Origin of the sequence: Paenibacillus suaedae (genome assembly GCF_032337355.1) — a bacterium.
Classification (GTDB): Bacteria; Bacillota; Bacilli; order Paenibacillales; family Paenibacillaceae; genus Paenibacillus_B; species Paenibacillus_B suaedae.
Map to the genome: position 1 here is coordinate 76,297 of NZ_JAVYAA010000011.1, position 15,945 is coordinate 92,241.

The window sequence follows — 15,945 nt, forward strand, 5'->3', positions numbered from 1 at the left end:
CGCTTGCTTATTTTTCCTGTATATCCTAGCTGATTGGGGTATGTTCAGGAGGGATACGTAAGCGGCATTTTCCATATAATCTGCCCCTGCGAAAAATCAACTCGATCTCCCTTGACACGAGAATGCCTACAGAGTAAACTAGCATATGGGCTTTGCATTTGCACGTAATTAAATAGAGTCATTTTCACATATGAAGAAAGTGCCCCGTGACACTACGGGAGTCACTTTTTTGTTTTTTTAGGATACGAATTGCAGTTTTTTATGGCTTTGTTGCCGATTGCAATTGGTACAATTTGATTCGTATAAAATAGCTCCCGTCCACTACGGAACACCATTTCCGGACATTTTAGACAGGAGCTTTTTTAATGACATTTTGCATCAATGAATATCGCATAAATGGGTTACGATAACATCATGAGATTATGGAACTCGCGTGTATCGAACCTGTTCTACAGACAAAGCCTCCCGAGAACATGTCTTGAATGCACTTGATCATAGGAGGGTTTCACCAGTGGCAAAGTATATTTTTGTAACGGGCGGCGTCGTTTCTTCTCTTGGTAAAGGGATTACGGCTGCATCCCTGGGCAGATTGCTGAAAAATCGGGGGCTCAAAGTAACGATCCAAAAATTTGATCCTTACATTAACGTTGACCCGGGCACAATGAGCCCTTATCAGCATGGCGAAGTATTCGTAACAGATGACGGAGCTGAGACAGACCTTGACTTGGGTCACTACGAGCGCTTCATCGACATCAACCTGTCGAAGAACAGCAACGTGACAACAGGTAAAGTGTATTCTACAGTTATTTCAAAGGAACGCCGCGGTGAATACCTTGGCGGAACTGTACAAGTTATTCCGCATATTACAAATGAAATCAAAGAACGCGTATTCCGTGCAGGTAAGGAATCCGGTTCTGATGTAGTTATTACCGAAATCGGTGGTACAGTCGGCGATATCGAGAGCTTGCCGTTCTTGGAAGCAATTCGTCAAATTAAGAGTGATGTAGGCCGCGACAACGTGATGTATATTCACGTTACCTTGATCCCTTACATCAAGGCTGCGGGCGAAGTAAAAACGAAGCCGACACAGCACAGTGTCAAAGAATTGCGCAGCATCGGTATTCAACCGAATATGCTCGTATGCCGTACAGAACATGAGCTTGCAGAGGATATGAAGCGCAAGATTTCCTTGTTCTGCGACATTGATGCGAATGCGGTTGTAGAATGCCGTGACGCTTCCACGTTGTATGAAGTACCATTGATGCTTCATGAGCAAGGAATGGATGATTATGTTGTAAATCATTTGAAGCTTCAGACACCAGAGCCAGACATGGTGGAATGGACGAAGCTTGTTGACCGTGTGAAGCAGCTTCAAGGACAAGTTGAGATTGCAATCGTTGGTAAGTATGTTGCTCTTCATGATGCATACTTGTCTATCGTAGAAGCATTGGCTCACGCAGGTATTGATGCAAATACAGAAGTCAATATCCGTTGGGTGAATGCAGAAGAGATTACAGAAGAAAACGTAGATGCAGAGTTGTCGGGTGTACACGGTATCTTGGTACCAGGTGGATTTGGCGATCGTGGTATCGAAGGTAAAGTAACAGCGATCCGCTATGCGCGTGAACAACAAATTCCGTTCTTCGGTATTTGCCTTGGTATGCAAGTTGCGGTTATTGAATATGCACGCTCTATCGCAGCATTGAATGGCGCGAACAGCTCCGAAATCAACCCAGCAACAGAATATCCGGTTATCGATCTGCTTCCAGAGCAGAAGGATATTGAAGATTTGGGCGGCACAATGCGTCTTGGTCTGTACCCTTGCAAGCTGCAAGAGGGATCACTCGCTATGTCTTGCTACAATGATGAGCTGGTGTACGAGCGTCACCGCCATCGCTATGAATTCAACAATGAATATCGTGAAGTAATTGAAGGTGCTGGATTGAAGATTAGCGGTACGTCCCCAGACGGCCGACTGGTGGAAATTGTCGAGCTTCCAAGCCATCCATGGTTCTTGGCTGTTCAGTTCCATCCAGAGTTTATTTCTCGTCCGAACCGTCCGCAGCCATTGTTCCGTGAATTCGTCAAAGCGGCAATGAAGCACCGTGGATAATAACGCATAAAATATATGAAGCGAAGGCTTTCCTAATTGGAGAGTCTTCGCTTTTTTTTTGCTTTTATGTGGGAGTTGTGATGTTTTTCCTGAAAGAAGAAGGATTTTATTGTAAAGAAGCGAATATGTACAGTACATGTGGAGTGGTAAAATAAGCATGCAGTGTGAGAGATTAACTCATTCGAACTAGAGGATGCTGCACACTCGCTCGTGAGACGCGGTGGGAGGGGTACCAGTTGAGTAATAAGAAAGTATTGATTGTCGATGATCAGAATGGTATTCGGGTTCTTCTCATGGAAGTGTTCAGTAGCGAAGGATATACGACCTATCAAGCTTCCAATGGCAAGATGGCGCTTGAGATCGTAAGAGAGGAGTCGCCGGATATTGTCCTGTTGGACATGAAGATACCGGGCATGGATGGGTTGGAAATTTTGAAGCAGATCAAGTTGATGAAGCCGCATATGAATGTGATTATGATGACCGCTTACGGCGAGTTGGATATGATTAAGGAAGCTACGGACCTCGGAGCATTGATGCACTTTACGAAGCCTTTCGACATCGATGAGATGAGGGTTGCGGTCAATATGACATTAGAGCAGGGACAGCCGAATAATCAGATGACTATGCCTTCTTAGAAGTGGCGTACGAACGATAAACAAGAAACATGCCGGGGGATGCCCTGGCCTTCTTCAATGTTATCCGAGCAAGGTCGGAGGAAGGCCTTCAATTATTGCTATGTGGTACGAAGAACGAAGAATTGGACATGCCTCTAGTGGAGGGCGCTCAGCAGAGACCCCATTAGGGGCTTTCCTCGTTTCTCGTGTTGTCTAAATCCTGGCCTATACTCGCTAAGCAAAATAACATCAGTAAGACAATAAGGGATCATACAGGGGTGTTAATGATGATACGTGTAGCAGTTTGTAGTTATTGGCATGTTCATGCAGAAGAGTATACAGATTTTATCCTTCATCATCCAGATACAGAGCTAGTTGGAATATGGGATGAAGATGCCAAGCGCGGTGAGCGCTATGCAGGCCGTTATCATGTGCCTTATTATCCGGACTTGGATTACATGCTGCTGAGAGAGGATATTGATGCGATTGTCGTAGTAGCGCCGACTTCCCTTCACGAGGATATTATGGTGAAGGCAGCGAAAGCTGGCAAGCACATCTTCACTGAGAAAGTATTAGCGCTTACGTCAGCTGAAGCGGATCGCATCGTGAATGCTGTGGAAGCAAATGGTGTTGTGTTGAATGTTGCTCTTCGGAAGCTGTGTGAGCGCGATATTGTTACGCTGCGTCGAATAGTAGAAGAGGGTGCTATAGGCGATGTATCGCTGGTCCGTGTGCGTATGGCGCATAATGGAGCACTGGCAGGATGGCTGCCAGAGCATTTCTACAACCGGGCGGAATGCGGCGGTGGGGCAATGATTGATCTTGGCTGTCATCCGATGTACATTACCCGTGCACTGTTGGGAATGCCTGAGACCGTAACTGCGTCGTACGGCTATGTTACGGGTAAAGAAGTAGAGGATAACGCAGTTGCGCTGCTCCAATATACTGGAGGTGCCATTGGAATTGCTGAAACAGGGTTTGTTACCGGTCAATCCCCGTTCATGATTGAGATTCATGGTGCAAGAGGAAGCATTATGTACGGAATGCCGGATGAGCAAATACGCATTCGTCTGAATGAGGGGGATGGCGAATGGAGCATCGTTCCATTTGATGAACCGATCCCGAATATGTTTGAGCAATGGGTCGGTCATGTGCAGTGCAGAGAAGTGAGCATGGACAACGTAAAAATGGCGCTGGACCTGACAAAATTGATGGAAGCGGCCAATGAGGCAGCGGTTTCGGGGAAAGCGGTTGCCGTAAACGTAATGTAGCTGTTTTGTCAAGAGGTTGTTTACTTTTTCACGCCCAATTGTGATATAATAACACCGTATAAGATGTCGGCTATAATCTAGATAGACAGACGACGAACAACTTCCTAGGAGGATGGAGACCATGCCATTAGTTTCGATGAACGAGTTCTTGCCTAAAGCAAAAGAAAACAAATTTGCAGTAGGTCAGTTCAACATCAATAACTTGGAATTCACACAAGCAATTACAGAAGCGGCGATGGAAGAAAACGCACCAATTATCTTTGGTGTATCCGAAGGCGCTTTGCGTTACATGGGAATGGAGTACACAGTAGCAATGGCTGAGGCAGCTGCTAAGAAATCCGGCTTGCCAATCGCTTTGCACCTTGACCATGGTAGCACATTTGAAGTAGCTATGGCTTGTATTCGTGCCGGATTCTCTTCCGTTATGTTCGATGGTTCCCACCATGCATACGAAGACAACATCCGTTTGACTAAAGAAGTCGTTAAAGCAGCTCACGCTATGGGCGTATCCGTTGAAGGTGAATTGGGTACAATCGGCGGTGTTGAAGACGATCTTCACGTAGACGAAGATGCAGCTCAATTGGCTAACCCAGAAGAAGCAATCCGCTTCTACGAAGAAACTGGCGTAGATGCACTTGCAATCGCTGTTGGTACTGCTCACGGCATGTACAAAGGCGAGCCTAAACTTCACTACGATATCATTGAAGCAGTAGCTTCCAAAATCCCAGTTCCAGTCGTATTGCACGGCGGTTCCGGTGTACCTGACGAATCCATCCGCAAGGCGATCGCAGCAGGTGCAGGTAAAATCAACGTGAACACAGAAAACCAAGTTGCTTGCACAGCGGCTATCCGCGAAGCATTGGCTAAAGATGCGAACGTTATCGACCCTCGCAAATACTTGACGCCAGCACGCAATGCAATGGTTGAAGTTGTTCGCAACAAAATCCGCTTGTTCGGATCCAACAACCAAGCATAATCGATACTCATATTTATGTTTACGAATGCGGGAAAAGCACCGGTTCGCCGGTGTTCTTCCCTTTTTTGCGATTATTTAGCGTTATGATGAATGAACATGAATCCAATAAAGCATATGGGCGAGCCGAACCTGTGATAGGTGCGGCGTGGGGGGAACTTAGCTTGTGATGGAAAAGTTAATGATTTGCGGTGGGCGGCCGCTGCGTGGCACTGTGCAGATCAGCGGTGCGAAGAACAGTGCAGTCGCACTCATTCCTGCGGCGATTTTAGCAGAGAGTGAAGTAGTGCTCGATAACTTGCCGGCATTAAGTGATGTTGCAACCTATACGGAGATTATTACCGAACTCGGTGGAGAGGCAAGCTGGGAAGGTTCTGCCTTGCGAATTGATCCATCTAGCATGATTTCGATGCCGATGTATAACGGACCTGTGAAGAAATTGCGGGCCTCTTATTATTTAATGGGCGCCTTGCTCGGCCGCTTTGGCGAAGCAACTATAGGCATGCCTGGAGGATGCAACTTTGAACCCCGTCCGATAGATCAGCATATTAAAGGATTCGAAGCATTGGGTGCTACGGTAACCAATGAACATGGAGCGATCCATATTTCGGCGCGTGAATTGCGCGGCGCCAAAATCTACCTCGATGTGGTTAGTGTAGGAGCAACCATTAATATTATGCTTGCGGCTTCCCGAGCCAAAGGCATCACCATTATCGAAAATGCGGCCAAAGAGCCTGAAATTATAGATGTGGCGACCCTGCTCAATGCAATGGGTGCCAAAATCAAGGGTGCTGGTACAGAATCGATTCGTATTGAAGGTGTAGAAGGGCTGCATGGCTGCCGTCATTCTATCATTCCGGATCGCATTCAAGCAGGAACCTATATGATCGCTGCTGCTGCAACGCGCGGCGATATTCTCATCGACAATATTATCCCTAAGCACTTGGAAGCACTTACGGCGAAGCTGGAGGAAATGGGTGTGCAAGTCGTAGAAGGGGACGAGTCCCTTCGCGTGCTTGGCCAGCCTGACTACGAGTCTATCGATGTAAAGGCGCTTGTATATCCAGGATTCGCAACCGATCTTCAATCACCGATGATAAGCTTGCTCACGCAAGCAACTGGTGTAAGTATGCTGTCCGATCTCGTATATAGCAATCGATTTAAGAATGTGCCTGAGCTGCTTCGCATGGGAGCCAAAATCCGTGTAGAAGGTCGCTCTGCTGTCATTGAAGGAACCAAGTTGCATGCCGCGAAAGTGAAAGCAGCGGATTTGCGTGCGGGAGCATCGCTTGTCATTGCAGGACTAACAGTAGCGGATGGCATTACTGAAATCTCCGGCGTAGAGTATATTGACCGTGGCTATGACAACCTAGTCACAAATTTGCGAAATTTAGGCGCTGATGTATGGCGTCAGACGGAATAATTCGACGGTAATAGGGTAAAAATAGGATAATGATCATTTCGCGATCGTCAGTTAAGGTGTGGTGATGCTCCTCATGATGCGCCCTGCTCACGTGGCTGTGCGGAATTTCATCTAGTATTCGTCGTTTGTGTATTGGACTGTGTCCGAAAGAGAGTGGAAGTGGAGCATTCTCTTTCGGATACAGAAGAAAATGCAACTTTTTGGCAGGATTGAACGTACGAAGAGTATTTCCCTTTCTATTCCTTGGAGAGGCTGCAGCGTTTAGCACCATCACTTCCATAAGTGCTTCGCTTCAACGGCTATCTTTTACCCAGACCGAATGGTTCCCATCTGTTATCTGTCCACCATCTCATTGTATCAACCAGCCTTCATATCTCATGTTGACACGCCGCTGCGTTTATACGTAACGATTTCACAATGGACTTATCCTTCTGACATCATTTGTATTTATCAACAGAATAGGAGTTGTATTCATGGATTTACAAATTTCCGATTTGGAAACGAAGAAGCTGACCGAGCTATATAAACTAGCAAAACAATTTCAGATTCCTGGCTATGGTCAAATGAAGAAAAAAGAATTAATATTTGCTATCTTGCGCGCGCAGGCGGAACAAGGCGGCTTCATGTTTATGGAGGGGGTATTGGACATCCTTCCAGAGGGCTTCGGCTTCTTGCGTCCTATTAACTATTTGCCTAGCTCGGAAGATATTTATATCTCTCAATCTCAGATTCGCAGATTTGATTTGCGTACTGGTGATCTTGTATCGGGAAAATGCCGTCCGCCAAAAGAGAACGAACGTTATTTCGGATTGCTTCAGATTAACGCCGTCAATGGTGAGAATCCGGATGAAGCAGCTCAACGCTTGCACTTCCCGGCCCTGACGCCGCTATATCCAGAGAAGAAACTTGTGCTTGAGATGGCTTCCAACAAAGTGTCCACACGCATTATGGACATGCTCGCACCTGTTGGTCTTGGACAACGCGGGCTAATCGTCGCCCCTCCTAAGGCAGGTAAGACATTGCTTCTGAAGGAGATTGCAAATAGCATCTCGACCAACCATCCTGAGATTGAACTGTTCGTTCTGCTTATTGATGAGCGTCCGGAAGAAGTAACGGATATGCAGCGTTCTGTAAAAGGTGAGGTTGTAGCATCCACATTTGATGAAGTGCCTGAGAACCACATCAAGGTAACAGAACTTGTTCTGGAGCGTGCATTGCGTCTCGTGGAACATAAGAAGGATGTTGTTATCCTGCTTGACAGTATTACTCGTTTGGCGCGAGCATACAACCTCGTGGTTCCACCGTCTGGCCGTACGTTGTCTGGTGGTATTGATCCAGCTTCCTTCCATCGTCCAAAGCGCTTCTTCGGTTCTGCCCGCAACATTGAAGAGGGTGGAAGCTTGACGATCTTGGCAACGGCACTCGTTGAGACAGGATCACGTATGGATGACATCATTTATGAAGAATTTAAAGGTACGGGTAATATGGAGCTTCATCTGGATCGTAAGCTGGCTGAACGCCGTATCTTCCCGGCTATCGATATTCGTCGCTCGGGTACACGTCGCGAGGAAATGCTGTTGTCGAAGGAAGAGCTTGATAAGCTGTGGGCAATTCGAAAGAACATGAACGAGTCTCCGGAATTCGTGGATCAATTCTTGAAGAAGATGCGTGATTCGAAGACGAACGAAGAGTTCCTTGCAGCACTTGATACGAGCGGAACACCAACCCCGCCTCCGCGCAGAACACGCAGCAGCTCTGTGAGCTCCTAAGCGCTCGTTCGCTGTTATGGCGGACAAGAATATGGTTATAACATGAGATTGCGAACTAGATGCAAACATGCTATAATCCATTCATGTGTTTTTATATACTCTGGGCACGCAAAGGGCTCAGGGCGGAAAGAGGTGAATTCGAGTGAAAGAAGCAATTCAACCGAAATACTTCATTACGACTGTAACTTGCGCATGCGGCAACTCTTTCGAAACAGGTTCCGTTAAAGAGAACTTGAAGGTAGAGGTTTGCTCCGCTTGCCATCCATTCTTCACAGGTAAGCAGAAGTTCTTGGATGCTGGTGGTCGTGTGGATCGATTCAAAAAGAAATACGGTATCTAATACGTCTGTTTACGATATGGACTCCCTTGCTGGCAACAGCCAAGGGAGTTCATTTTTTTTGTATATTTTTATCCTTCCTGGCTTGATGTTTGCTGTCCGGAACTCGATTTCGCACAAAATGTCAAAACAAAGGGGAGTAAATACGGTACGATTGAATGGAATGGGGATTTACGAGGCATGTGCTGGCATTGCCTCAAGATGACTGGGGGGCTGGCTATGTGGCTGGAGCACGAGAAATGGATCAAAGAAGCAATAGCCTACATAGAACTGCATATTACAGAGGACGTGGATGCAGCAGACATAGCGGAACATTGCACGGTCTCCCGTTTTCACTTTAATCGTGTGTTTCAGCGGCATGTGGGTGTCAGTGTGGGGACATTGTTACGGGAGCGCAGATTGGCAAGGGCTGCGGTGGAGCTGTTGTCAACGGACAAGCGCATATTGGACATCGCATTAGAATATCAATTTTCTGGGCAAGACAGCTTCACTCGTGCTTTTAAGCAACGGTATGGCATGACACCGCATGTATACCGCCAAGGTTTCCGATGCTTTTACACGCCAGAGGGGGATCATCGAATGGATGAGAACAATCAATCTGAGAATACCGGATATGGGATGATGCAGTCTGCTCCACAGGGATGGATCATAACAGGTGTGTATCCGCACCAATATAGCGTTACTCTTGATCACGTTCATGTATATCGCGGGAGGTCGTCAGGTACGATTCAAGGAAAAGTGGATGCGGATCCACGAGGATTTGGCACGTTGATGCAAATGTTCAAGGCTGAGAATTATGTGGGACAGCGCCTTCGTTTATCAGCGTTTCTGAAGACGGACGACGTGCAGGGATGGGCAGGCATGTGGATGCGGGTTGACGGGAAGGATGAAGTGCCTATTAACTTCGACAACATGGACAATCGTCCAATTAGCGGCACGACCGAATGGAGGCCCTATGAAGTTGTACTTGATATTGCACCTTATGCGGAGGCGATTGCATTTGGCGTGCTATTAAGCGGTCCGGGTCAAGTCTGGGTGGATGGATTTCGCTTGGATATTGTTGATGAATCTGTACCTACTACGGGTGGACCAGCGGTAAATGATACAATGCCCAAAGAACCGGTGAATTTGGACTTTGAATTGGGGCCACAGTAGAAGGAGCGGAGCGTGAACGGCATGATCGAAAGGTTGTTTGAGCTTAGTTTGGGATTTATATGGCACATCATCAAGGGTGAGCTGCCCTTGTCCATCGTCGGAAGCACGCTTTTCTTGGGGGTTCTATTTGTTGCGGCAGGAGAGTGGAGTGAACGGCGCAAGCATGCGCGATCGGAACAATTTGGGCATCGTTTGCAAAGAGGAACGGGTACGTTGTTCAAAGACGCATTCATTGTGATGGTTGCTACTTTCTTCGTTGTTGGGGTTGAATACGGTATTTTTCGCTTGGCTGCAAGGGCCCTTCCTGCTTGGGGGTGGCCAGTTCTGCCGGATGGTAATGTTGTACTGGCATGGCTTAGTCTCGCTGTCACAAGTTTCGCATTAGTAGGGGTTATCATTTTGGAGCTCATCTGGGCGGCTAAGACGGTGTTCCTTGCTTCATTCTGGGTCATTTATGTACTGGTATATGCGGTGTTATCAGCTTGTGCACTGCAATGGCTGTATCCGGTATCAGGTGCTACGCCGTGGATTTATTTAGGATCTGGACTTATGAGTTCATTGCTTTGTGTGCTGTTGAAGTATTTGCAACAAATGGAAGAAGATGCGGATGGCAGTAAGGAAGAAGCAGATGCCATATCTGTTAACAAATGACGTCAGTTGCACTTTTGCAGCAAATCGTCTATACTAAGTTATGCCGTGCTAGACGGGGAGGTAGCGGTGCCCTGTAACTCGCAATCCGCTGTAGCGAGGTTGAATTCCTGTTAGAGGTTTTGTCGATGTGGGGTTTGGCGTTTACACTCGGTGTTGACGGCTGGGTCCTCCGCAATGGGTGCCTATGAACTTGGTCAGGTCCGGAAGGAAGCAGCCATAAGTAGGAGAGCTCATGTGCCGGAGGGAAGCCTGGCCTGAGTCGTAGTGTAGAAGTGCCGCTCGGATCGCAATTATCAATAACAGGTGCACGGTTCATATAGTGCATACGAGGACACCGGGATAACCGGTGTTTTTTTGTTTCAACTAATATGAATACATGTTCATATTATATATACAGCAGGAAAAAGATTGCCTGATGGCGAAGTTTAGAGTGAACAGCAAGTGAGCGGATATCTCATTTTCGTTTCTGCAAAAAGAGGTGAGTGTATGATCGATTCAAGCATGCCGTTACACGGCGCTCTGTCGCAGAATTCTATGTCTGATTCCTGCAATGAAGGAGCAAATGTACAGGCGGCGGATACGGAACTAACGCTGCTGCAGCAATTTGCCGGTGCTTTTATTCAGGATGTGAATTTAGGGATCATGCTGCTGAATAATCAGTTCACATTGGTAGACATCAGTGATATGGCGTGCATAGTGATGGGATGGGAGAGAGAGAAGGCGCTCGGGAGACGGGTCAATGAGCTATTTGGTGACATGCCTACAGAGCATCATCTGGTACAACGTTCTCTGCTTGAAGGTGTGAGTGTGCGGAATCATGCTGTCTCTTGGTGCAATGGTGTGGATCGATATGAGCTTCTTATGGATTCGAATGTCATGCGTGATGAACAGCAGCAGATCGTAGGTGCTTATGTGCTATTCAAGGATGTGTCAAATTTGCGCTCGTTGGAGGAGCAGGTACAGCGAAGCGACCGTCTGGCGATGATTGGACAGATTGCCGCAGGAACAGCTCATGAAATTCGTAATCCCTTGACCTCTATTAAGGGGTTTCTGCAAATGTTCAAGAAGACGCTGCGTGACAAAGGGATGGCGAAGGAAGTCCATTACACCGAGATCATGCTGACCGAAATCAACCGAATCAATGAGTTGGTTGGGGAGTTTCTACTCTTAAGCAAACCGAAGCATGTCACGATTGAGCGTGTGAATGTATATCAGGTGATGAATGATATTTTGCCGATTATTCGGAGTGAAGCAGTGCTGCACGGCGTACATGTTCGATACGAGGCGGGAGAGACTGTGCCGAACGTGGTTGCCGATCGCGAGCTGCTGAAGCAAGTGTTCATCAACATCGCCAAAAATGGTATTGAGGCGATGGTGGAGGGTGGCACACTTACGGTAAGTGTGAAGCGGGATAGTGTGGAGCAACGTGTGTTGATTGATATCCATGATACGGGGCCGGGAATTCCTGCGTTCCTCGTCGATAAGATATTCGATCCCTTCTTCACCACGAAGCAGAATGGGACAGGGCTTGGATTATCGGTATGCCAACGGATTATCCATGATTTGGGCGGTACGATACGCGTTTCATCCAAGGGGTTTGGCACGACATTCACGCTCGCTGTCCCTTATCAGGGTTCATAGCAGCAGTGACGAACGCTCTCTTTTCCAAAGAGAGGGAATGGCTGTTTTTTTAGAGGTTATGATATAGTATAATAAGTAAAAACGTTTTCGAGGTTGCATCATGGCTCATATCGCATTGTATCGCGCATGGAGACCACAGTCATTTCAAGACATGGTCGGACAACAGCATATTATTCAAACGCTGCAAAATTCGCTGCGGGAGCAGCGTTTTTCGCATGCATATTTGTTCAGCGGTCCAAGAGGAACCGGGAAGACAAGTGCGGCGAAAATACTGGCGAAGGCTGTCAACTGCGAACAAGGGCCAGGCCCGGAGCCTTGCAACGCTTGTGAAGCGTGTCGGCGCATAACAGCTGGCGCGGTGATGGATGTAGTGGAAATCGATGCTGCATCGAATCGCGGCGTAGAGGAAATTCGCGATCTTCGCGAAAAGGTGAAGTATGCGCCAACTGAAGTTCGCTACAAAGTGTACATCATTGACGAAGTACACATGTTGACGACAGAAGCTTTTAACGCCTTGTTGAAGACGTTAGAAGAGCCGCCGGCGCATGTGATGTTCATCTTGGCGACAACGGAGCCGCATCGACTTCCGGCCACGATTATTTCGCGTTGCCAGCGATTTGACTTTCGTCGAGTTTCACTTGCTGAGCAAGTACAGCGCTTGGCTCAGGTGTGCGAAGAAGAGAGCATCCAGGCAGATCATGACAGTTTGACTTATATTGCGAAGCTGTCTGATGGTGGGATGCGTGATGCGATCAGCTTGCTGGATCAAGCTGCCTCCTTTACTGATGGAGCCATTACCTATCAACAGGTATTGGACATTACAGGAGGTATGCCCGAAGAGAGGTTTGCGGAGCTTGCCCGAGCAGTACAGGCGGGTGATGTAGGTTCTGTTCTTTCGGTGGTTGAGCAGTTGATGCAGGAAGGTAAGAGTGCGGATAAGTGCATGGAAAGCCTGTTGTACTTTTTCCGAGATCTGCTTATGATGAAGATGGTGCCGAGCGGGGATGCGCTAACGGACCGGTTGACTCGCGTAGAGTCTTTCCGTGAAATGGCGGAGGGATTCACAGAGAGTCGTCTTTTTCATATCATTGATACGCTGAATCGATACCAGACGGATATGAAGTATGCTGTGCAGCCGCAGACTTTATTTGAGGTCGCGCTGCTTCAATTGGCAGCTTCAGGACAGCGTCCGATGAATCATTATACGGACACTGGGGATTCCGCTCAGGGAGAGGTTCGGCAGGATGGAATGGAACATTCATCCTCCCTGCAACATTTGCGTCAACAGATTACGTCCTTAGAGACGAAGGTTGAACAGCTGATGAAGTCAGGTGGAGGTCGTCAGGAACAGGTAACGCATGAGCGTACGCCTGCTGCGACTCGCCCATCTGGACACGTATCCAAGTTCTCTAAACAGCCACCGCAGTTCACACGGTACCTTGCGAATCATAACAGCGCCGAATTCAATCGCATTCGAGGGACTTGGGGACAAGTGCTTCAGCGAGTGAAGGAAGCCGGTGTTACCATTCATGCTTGGCTGGTTAACGGTGAGCCTGTATCATGTCTAGAGGATCGAATTCTTATCGGTTTCAAAAATTCGATTCATCGTGATACGACGGAGAAGCCGACTAACAAGCAGGTGATTGAGCAAGTGCTATCCGAGACCTTCGGCAAGACATACCAGATGGATACGATGATGCTCAAGGACTGGGAGGCTGCAGCCGCCCAGACAGAGGATAAGGAAGAGCAAGAGTTCCAACTGGAGCCAGAGGGCCAAGAAGGCCGCAATCATTCTCAAGAACCATGGATTGACGAGGCAATCCAGTTATTTGGAGAAGATCTCGTTGTCATAAAAGAGTAACTTATCTTAAATGGAGAAAAAAGGAGATTCACGGCGATGAACAATATGAACCAAATGATGAAACAAGTTAAAAAGATGCAAGAACAAATGTTGAAAGCTCAAGAAGAGTTGGCTGAAAAGAAAACAACTGGTACATCTGGCGGCGGAGCTGTTACTGTAGAGGTTAACGGCCACAAAAAACTGCTTAGCATCTCCATCAAACCAGAAGTAGTAGATGCAGAAGATATCGAAATGCTTCAAGACCTTGTTATTACTGCAGTTAACGATGCGTTGACTAAAGCAGAAGACATGGCAAATGACGACATGTCTAAATTCACAGGCGGAATGAAAATTCCTGGCTTGTTCTAATGTAGAGAAACACGAATGTGAGGCATATACCGATTCTGGTATATGCCGTTTCTACCATTTAGGGGACATTTTTTGATGTGAGACGATGTTGAGTTCGTTGATTAAGCTATCGTAAAGGAGAGCCCGCATTGTATTATCCAGAACCGATCGCCAAGTTGATCGAGGCATTTACACATTTGCCCGGTATTGGGCCGAAGACAGCGGCTCGCCTTGCGTTCCATGTACTCCGCATGCAGGAAGATGACGTTATTGATTTTGCAAAGGCGCTCGTTAATGTGAAGCGGAACCTGCACTATTGCTCTGTGTGCTGCAATATTACAGATATTGATCCTTGCCGTATCTGCTCGGATAAGACACGTGACGCCTCAGTAATGTGTGTTGTTCAGGAAACGAAGGATTTGGTTGCGATGGAGCGAACGAAAGAGTTCATGGGGTATTACCATGTGCTACAGGGCGCGATATCACCAATGGAGGGAGTAGGCCCAGAGGATATACGTCTTGCTGAGCTGCTTAAGCGTTTGAGTGATGAGCGGGTCAAAGAATTGATTTTGGCTACGAATCCAAATATTGAAGGGGAAGCAACAGCGATGTATATTTCGCGGCTTGTGAAGCCGTTCGGCATTCGTGTAACGAGAATTGCTCATGGACTTCCTGTGGGTGGTGACCTCGAATACGCCGATGAGGTGACATTGTCTAAGGCGTTAGAAGGCCGGAGGGATGTTCTGTAATGGTGGAGCTCCATCGTGAGCAGGCCTGAAATGTTGTTTCTTCATGATTTGATATAGAAGCTCTCGAATATCGAGGGCTTTTTTTGTTATCTATAAGAGGAATGATTGATATACTGTTCATTAGAGTACTGTCTCGCATGGTCGAAGCAGCTCATAAAGAGGTTCTAGTCTTGTCCCGACGTTCATATTCATGACTAAAGTGAATGTGGGGAGGGGAACTCATGTGGAAACGTATGAAGAACTGGTTCATGCGAAATAGGGACAAGCGTGAGTATGGGTTAATGTTGTCTGAGCAGCAGCTTCTTATGAGGGATATCCGTAATGCGGTTGCGGAGTGGAGAATGGCTTGTGTGCGATTTGAGCATGCACTAGGTACAGATGAGGTGGATTATGCGATCTCGACGCTTGAGGCAGCTGAGAAGCGGATTGCCATGCTGATGAAGAGAGCCAAGCGCGTAGGGATGCATGCATTGCGGTTAGGGGAGGTATTATAGTGATGAAAATGCTGTTGGTTGGTCTGCTCCTTGTGTCCATAGTTGGATTGTTCATTGTGCTATTTCGTCAGCGGCTGGCATGGCGTGGTATCATAACCTTTCTTCTTCATGGAGTTAGCGCATTTGCGCTGTTGTACATCGTGAATTCGACGGGGTGGATAGCGGGAATCCATGTACCTATTAACCCTGCCACATTAACAGGAGTGGGGCTTCTGGGTATCCCAGGACTCGCGCTTATTGTTTCCCTTAAAATGGTAGGTATTTAGTGGTTGACGCACCCCTTGCCTTTATGATAAATTAATCAATGTCGCTTCGGACATGAGTTAACAAACTTAAAACAAAAAACAGTCTCGAAAAGAGATTGAAAAAAAGTTTTAAAAAAGTGTTGACAAGAAATGAACGAAATGATAAGATATAAAAGTCGCCGCTGACAAAGCGGTGAGGAAAAGAAAGTAACTAAGAGATTGGTTACTGACTGAGATTGTTCTTTGAAAACTGAACAACGAGCAACGTTTGTGAATGAGGTAGCAATACCTCGTCAAAAGATATGAGCAGTTCAAACTTAAC

Annotated in this window: 15 protein-coding genes and 1 other RNA gene; all 16 read left to right on the plus strand. The window is 47.1% G+C overall.

The annotated features are described in order from the left end of the window. Positions 1-511: 511 nt before the first annotated feature. The 16 genes from RQP50_RS28120 to RQP50_RS28195 all read left to right on the plus strand — a co-directional run bounded on the left by RQP50_RS28120 (position 512) and on the right by RQP50_RS28195 (position 15,644). Positions 512-2,113: a CTP synthase gene (locus RQP50_RS28120; RefSeq protein ID WP_021253436.1), complete on the plus strand. Its 1,602-nt coding sequence runs from the start codon at positions 512-514 to the stop codon at positions 2,111-2,113. A 236-nt stretch (positions 2,114-2,349) separates the two neighbouring features. Further along, positions 2,350-2,748, plus strand: coding sequence for a response regulator (locus RQP50_RS28125; RefSeq protein ID WP_021253435.1), 399 nt, complete (start codon positions 2,350-2,352; stop codon positions 2,746-2,748). A 263-nt stretch (positions 2,749-3,011) separates the two neighbouring features. After that, positions 3,012-3,998: a Gfo/Idh/MocA family protein gene (locus RQP50_RS28130; protein WP_315747424.1), complete on the plus strand. Its 987-nt coding sequence runs from the start codon at positions 3,012-3,014 to the stop codon at positions 3,996-3,998. Positions 3,999-4,119: 121 nt separating this feature from the next. Beyond that, entirely contained in the window at positions 4,120-4,974 is an 855-nt protein-coding gene (fba, locus tag RQP50_RS28135) for a class II fructose-1,6-bisphosphate aldolase (protein ID WP_021253433.1), read from the plus strand. Between the two features lie 166 nt (positions 4,975-5,140). Beyond that, positions 5,141-6,394 (plus strand): UDP-N-acetylglucosamine 1-carboxyvinyltransferase, encoded by a 1,254-nt coding sequence (locus RQP50_RS28140; RefSeq protein ID WP_021253432.1) that lies wholly within the window; start codon positions 5,141-5,143, stop codon positions 6,392-6,394. Positions 6,395-6,867: 473 nt separating this feature from the next. Next, complete coding sequence (gene rho / locus RQP50_RS28145; RefSeq protein WP_021253431.1) at positions 6,868-8,163, plus strand: transcription termination factor Rho; 1,296 nt, start codon at positions 6,868-6,870, stop codon at positions 8,161-8,163. Positions 8,164-8,305: 142 nt separating this feature from the next. Further along, entirely contained in the window at positions 8,306-8,503 is a 198-nt protein-coding gene (gene rpmE, locus RQP50_RS28150) for a 50S ribosomal protein L31 (RefSeq protein ID WP_021253430.1), read from the plus strand. Between the two features lie 216 nt (positions 8,504-8,719). Continuing rightward, positions 8,720-9,655 (plus strand): helix-turn-helix transcriptional regulator, encoded by a 936-nt coding sequence (locus RQP50_RS28155; protein ID WP_315747425.1) that lies wholly within the window; start codon positions 8,720-8,722, stop codon positions 9,653-9,655. A 21-nt stretch (positions 9,656-9,676) separates the two neighbouring features. Next, positions 9,677-10,306 (plus strand): hypothetical protein, encoded by a 630-nt coding sequence (locus tag RQP50_RS28160; protein ID WP_315747426.1) that lies wholly within the window; start codon positions 9,677-9,679, stop codon positions 10,304-10,306. A 43-nt stretch (positions 10,307-10,349) separates the two neighbouring features. Further along, positions 10,350-10,617: signal recognition particle sRNA large type (gene ffs, locus RQP50_RS28165), an RNA gene on the plus strand. A gap of 223 nt (positions 10,618-10,840) precedes the next feature. Further along, entirely contained in the window at positions 10,841-11,947 is a 1,107-nt protein-coding gene (locus RQP50_RS28170) for an ATP-binding protein (protein ID WP_090514527.1), read from the plus strand. A 100-nt stretch (positions 11,948-12,047) separates the two neighbouring features. Beyond that, the gene (dnaX, locus tag RQP50_RS28175) at positions 12,048-13,808 is read left to right on the plus strand and encodes a DNA polymerase III subunit gamma/tau (RefSeq protein WP_268627226.1); all 1,761 of its coding nucleotides are present in this window, start codon (positions 12,048-12,050) and stop codon (positions 13,806-13,808) included. Between the two features lie 36 nt (positions 13,809-13,844). Beyond that, the gene (locus RQP50_RS28180; RefSeq protein ID WP_028532439.1) at positions 13,845-14,156 is read left to right on the plus strand and encodes a YbaB/EbfC family nucleoid-associated protein; all 312 of its coding nucleotides are present in this window, start codon (positions 13,845-13,847) and stop codon (positions 14,154-14,156) included. Positions 14,157-14,284: 128 nt separating this feature from the next. After that, complete coding sequence (gene recR, locus RQP50_RS28185) at positions 14,285-14,884, plus strand: recombination mediator RecR (protein WP_021253424.1); 600 nt, start codon at positions 14,285-14,287, stop codon at positions 14,882-14,884. 221 nt (positions 14,885-15,105) lie between these two features. After that, the gene (locus RQP50_RS28190) at positions 15,106-15,378 is read left to right on the plus strand and encodes a hypothetical protein (protein WP_028532440.1); all 273 of its coding nucleotides are present in this window, start codon (positions 15,106-15,108) and stop codon (positions 15,376-15,378) included. Positions 15,379-15,380: 2 nt separating this feature from the next. Continuing rightward, complete coding sequence (locus RQP50_RS28195) at positions 15,381-15,644, plus strand: pro-sigmaK processing inhibitor BofA family protein (protein WP_315747429.1); 264 nt, start codon at positions 15,381-15,383, stop codon at positions 15,642-15,644. The last annotated feature ends 301 nt before the right edge of the window (positions 15,645-15,945 follow it).

Coding starts and splice junctions, on each gene's coding strand:
- RQP50_RS28130 (WP_315747424.1), top strand. CDS start 3,012: ATGATGATACGTGTAGCAGTTTGTAGTTATTGGCATGTTCATGCAGAA.
- fba (WP_021253433.1), top strand. CDS start 4,120: ATGCCATTAGTTTCGATGAACGAGTTCTTGCCTAAAGCAAAAGAAAAC.
- RQP50_RS28140 (WP_021253432.1), top strand. CDS start 5,141: ATGGAAAAGTTAATGATTTGCGGTGGGCGGCCGCTGCGTGGCACTGTG.
- rho (WP_021253431.1), top strand. CDS start 6,868: ATGGATTTACAAATTTCCGATTTGGAAACGAAGAAGCTGACCGAGCTA.
- RQP50_RS28155 (WP_315747425.1), top strand. CDS start 8,720: ATGTGGCTGGAGCACGAGAAATGGATCAAAGAAGCAATAGCCTACATA.
- RQP50_RS28160 (WP_315747426.1), top strand. CDS start 9,677: ATGATCGAAAGGTTGTTTGAGCTTAGTTTGGGATTTATATGGCACATC.
- RQP50_RS28170 (WP_090514527.1), top strand. CDS start 10,841: ATGTCTGATTCCTGCAATGAAGGAGCAAATGTACAGGCGGCGGATACG.
- dnaX (WP_268627226.1), top strand. CDS start 12,048: ATGGCTCATATCGCATTGTATCGCGCATGGAGACCACAGTCATTTCAA.
- RQP50_RS28180 (WP_028532439.1), top strand. CDS start 13,845: ATGAACAATATGAACCAAATGATGAAACAAGTTAAAAAGATGCAAGAA.
- RQP50_RS28190 (WP_028532440.1), top strand. CDS start 15,106: ATGTGGAAACGTATGAAGAACTGGTTCATGCGAAATAGGGACAAGCGT.
- RQP50_RS28195 (WP_315747429.1), top strand. CDS start 15,381: ATGAAAATGCTGTTGGTTGGTCTGCTCCTTGTGTCCATAGTTGGATTG.